This is a genomic window from Hydrocoleum sp. CS-953 (genome assembly GCF_002260545.1).
GTDB lineage: Bacteria > Cyanobacteriota > Cyanobacteriia > Cyanobacteriales > Microcoleaceae > Trichodesmium.
On record NZ_LGSU01000414.1, the window covers coordinates 1 to 3,039 of the forward strand.

Below are 3,039 nucleotides of genomic sequence, written 5' to 3' on the forward strand. Positions count from 1 at the left end.
GCTACTTACTTAGCTGTGTTAATATCTCGCTGGATGACTAAAGCAATATACAAATTATTAAAAGCCACTCAAAAAACTAATATTACTGAAGAAGATTTATCTCTAAACCAAGAGATAGTTAAGTTTTCTGAAATAGAAGATTTAGCACAATCCTTTAAGCAGATAAATGAGCGTCTAAAAAACAATTTTCAACGAAGCAATTTTTTTGATATTTCAGTTGATTTATTGGCAATTGTTGGTACTGACGGTTATTTTAAACAGCTTAATTCCAGTTGGTCAAAAATTTTAGGTTATAGTATAGACGAATTATTAGCAGTACCTTATCTTGAATTTGTACATCCAGAAGACAAAAATATTACTGTTGCAGAAATAAGAAAGATTTCTGAAGGTGCTACAACTTTTAATTTCCAGAATCGTTATCGGACAAAAGATGGTTTTTATCGGTGGTTTGCTTGGAATAGTGTTCCTTTTTTAACAGAAAATTTAATCTATGCAGTGGTACGAGATATTACAGATGAAAAGCAATCTATAGAACAGCTTTTTATTAATCAAAGACAATTAGTAGAAGCTGAAAAATTTGCTGGTATGGGAACTTGGGAAAATGATTTAACTACAGGTGAGTTTAGATGTTCAGAACAACTATATGGTATTTTGGGTTTACCTTTCCCATCAAATGTTTTAACTAGAGAAGATTATTTTAATTTAGTTCATCCTGATGATTTACCAACAATAGAAAAAGCAATTGATTCAGCAATTAACCAAGGTAAAAGCTTAAAAATTGAGCAAAGAATATTATGCCCCGATGCTACAGTAAAACATATATTAATTAGTGGAGAACCTATTTTTAATGAGGAAGGTAAAGTAATCAAACTTTTCGGCACAGTTTTAGATATTACGGAACGCAAACAAACAGAAATAGCATTACGAGAAAGTGAAGAGAAGTTTAATCAAATAGCAGAAAATATTAACAGTATTTTCTGGATACAAGATGCGCAAAATAATCAAATTATTTATGTTTCTCCTAGTTATGAAAAAAATTGGGGTTATAGCTGCGATGAGTTATACGCATCACCAGACTCTTTTCTAGATGCTGTTCATCCAGAAGATCGCCCGAAAGTAGCGAAGACTTTAGCAAATTCCCTGGAAACACAAGCAGAACAAGAATATCGTATTGTACTACCTGACGGGGAGATACGTTGGATTTTAGTTCGTGGGTTTCCCATCAAAAATCAAGCAGGAGAAGTTTATCGAATAGCTCGAATAGCAGAAGACATTAGTGAAGATCGAGTGGTAGACACAAAGCTACAACTGATTCAAGAACGACTGCAACTTGCATTAGAAACTTCAGGAGATGGTTTATGGGATTGGAATATTTCCACAGGGAAATGTTATTACAGTTCCCGATGGTTAGAAATGTTAGGGTACGAGGAACGCGATCTACCTGGGAATTTTAACACTTGGGAAATGCTAATTCATCCGGAAGATAAAGACTGGGTAATGGATGCTTTGCATCTGCACTTAGAAGATAGTTCATTTATTTTTGCCTTCGACTATCGACTAAGAACTAAATCTGGGGGATGGAAGTGGATAGCAACTTATGGTAAAGTAGTAGTCAGAGATGAGACTGGTAAACCAGTGAGAATGATTTGTACTCATACAGATATCAGCGCTCGCAAAGCAGCAGAAGTAATTCTCCAGCAACAACTAGAATTGGAAAAACTGGTTTCCACTATCTCTACTAGCTTTATTAATCTTAATCCTAACCAAGTTGATAACAGTCNGGATGGAAGTGGATAGCAACTTATGGTAAAGTAGTAGTCAGAGATGAGACTGGTAAACCAGTGAGAATGATTTGTACTCATACAGATATCAGCGCTCGCAAAGCAGCAGAAGTAATTCTCCAGCAACAACTAGAATTGGAAAAACTGGTTTCCACTATCTCTACTAGCTTTATTAATCTTAATCCTAACCAAGTTGATAACAGTCTGCAAATGGCATTACAACAAGTTGGTGAGTTAATAGGTGCAGATAGTAGTTATCTATTTTTGGTAAGTAGCGATCAAACTAAAATTACGAATACCTATCAGTGGTTTGCTCCAGGAATAGAAGCTAAAATTGAAACTCTACAAAATTTTGCTATAGACAATTTACCCTGGTTAATGGATAAACTCTATAAATTTGACGTAGTGCATATACCTCTAGTCTCGAATTTACCTCTAGAAGCAAGCACTGAAAAACAAATTCTATCAGCACAGTCAATTCAATCTTTGTTATGTATCCCTATGGTTTCTGGAACTGAATTAATTGGTTTTGTGCGGTTCGATGTAATTAGTCAATTATCTAAGTGGACAGATTCTACAATTAATCTGTTAACCATTATCGGTGAGATTTTTGTTAGTGCTTTGGAATATCAGGAAGCAGAGTTAGCACTTCGGGAAAGCGAACAACGCTTTCGGATGATGGCAGATAGCGCTCCAGTATTTATTTGGATGTCCGAGTGCGGAAAGGGTTGCCTTTTTAGCTATTTTAATCAAACTTGGTTAAATTTTACTGGGCGTAGTTTAGAAGAAGAAATAGGTAAGGGTTGGCAACAGGGTATTCACCCTGAAGATTTGGAAAATTATCTGGAAACTTATCAAGCAAGTTGTTACAACCGCGAACCTTTTACCATTGAATATCGCTTGAGAAGAGCAGATGGTGAATATCGTTGGGTTTTTGATACTGGGGTTCCAAGATTTAATCTGAATAATAGTTTTGCTGGTTATATTGGTAGTTGTATTGATATTAGCGATCGTAAAGAAGCAGAAGCACAAATCCAAAATTCTCTTCAGGAAAAAGAGGTTTTGCTCAAAGAAATTCATCACCGAGTTAAGAATAACCTACACATTATTTCTAATTTATTAGATTTACAGTCAGATTATATTGAGGATGAAAAAGTTCTGGAATTATTTGCTGATAGTCAAAATAGGATTCAAACAATGGCTCTGATCCATGAACAACTCTATCAGTCAAAAGATTTAGGACAAATTGATTTTACTG

The 3,039-nt window shown here is 34.9% G+C and carries 2 protein-coding genes; both read left to right on the plus strand.

Going from position 1 to position 3,039, the window contains the following annotated elements; all coding sequences use genetic code 11:
* Positions 1 to 33 precede the first annotated feature (33 nt).
* Positions 34 to 1,780, plus strand: a 1,747-nt coding sequence (locus AFK68_RS44155) for a PAS domain-containing protein (protein WP_371357223.1), incomplete at its 3' end; no start/stop codon positions are given.
* Between the two features lie 211 nt (positions 1,781 to 1,991).
* On the plus strand, positions 1,992 to 3,039 hold a 1,048-nt coding region (locus tag AFK68_RS38055; protein WP_371357224.1), incomplete at its 3' end, for a histidine kinase dimerization/phosphoacceptor domain -containing protein.